Origin of the sequence: Streptomyces rhizoryzae (assembly GCF_023155275.1) — a bacterium.
GTDB lineage: Bacteria > Actinomycetota > Actinomycetes > Streptomycetales > Streptomycetaceae > Streptomyces > Streptomyces rhizoryzae.
Genome location: NZ_JALMUV010000116.1, coordinates 1 through 1,074 on the forward strand (window position 1 = coordinate 1; position 1,074 = coordinate 1,074).

1 protein-coding gene is annotated in these 1,074 nt (G+C 73.6%); it reads left to right on the forward strand.

Annotated elements, in window-relative coordinates:
* Positions 1-63 precede the first annotated feature (63 nt).
* Positions 64-1,041, forward strand: coding sequence for an ABC transporter ATP-binding protein (locus MUU72_RS35085; RefSeq protein ID WP_248017511.1), 978 nt, complete (start codon positions 64-66; stop codon positions 1,039-1,041).
* The last annotated feature ends 33 nt before the right edge of the window (positions 1,042-1,074 follow it).

Below are 1,074 nucleotides of genomic sequence, written 5' to 3' on the forward strand. Positions count from 1 at the left end.
ACCCCAGGCCCTCCACACCGCGGCACACCCGCCTCCCCCGCTCCCGCCCCCTCCCTCGCCGAGCTGGAGCGGCGGGCCGCCGACCGCCGCGCCCGTCCCCCCTACGGACACGACGCCCTGATCGCCTGCGACCGCCTGGTCCGCGTCTTCACCACCGACGGCGTGGAGGTCCAAGCGCTCCAGGGCCTCGATCTCCTCGTCGCGGAAGGGGAGTTGCTCGCCCTCGTGGGCGCGTCCGGAAGCGGCAAGTCCACCCTGATGAACATCCTGGCCGGGCTGGACGTCCCGACCGCCGGCGCGGCCCGCGTCGCCGGCCGCGACCTGCTCACGATGGACGCCCGCACCCGCCTCGACTACCGCCGCAACGTCGTCGGTTTCGTCTGGCAGCAGACCACCCGCAACCTGCTCCCCTACCTCACGACCGCCCAGAACATCACCCTGCCGATGCGGCTGCGCGGCGGCCGCCGCCGCGCCGAACGCACCAAGGCCGCCGAGGACCTCCTGGCCCTGCTCTCCCTCACCCACTGCCGCGACCGGCGCCCGCACCAGCTCTCCGGCGGCGAGGCCCAACGCACCGCCATCGCGGTCGCGTTGGCCAACTCCCCCGCCGTGCTCCTCGCCGACGAGCCGACCGGCGAACTGGACTCACACACCGCCGAGCAGGTCTTCGCGGCGTTCCGCACCGCCAACGAGGAGCTGGGCACCACGATCGTCATCGTCACCCACGACCAGAAGGTGGCCGACGAGGTCCGCCGCACGGTCGCCATCCGCGACGGACGCACCTCCTCGGAAGTCCTCCGCCGCACGGAGATCGACGCGACGACCGGCGAGGAATCCGTCGTGGCCCGCGAGTACGCCACCCTCGACCGCGCCGGCCGCCTCCAGCTCCCCGCCGACTACACCACCGCCCTGGACATGCGCGACCGGGTCCTCCTCCACCTCAAACCCGACCACATCACCCTCCACCCCGACCCCCCACCCACCCAGCACTCCGACCCAGCCCCGGAAGAGCCACCCAAGAACCCCATGGCAGGGCCATGACACCCCCAGATTCCCCCCCCCCCCCCCCCCCCG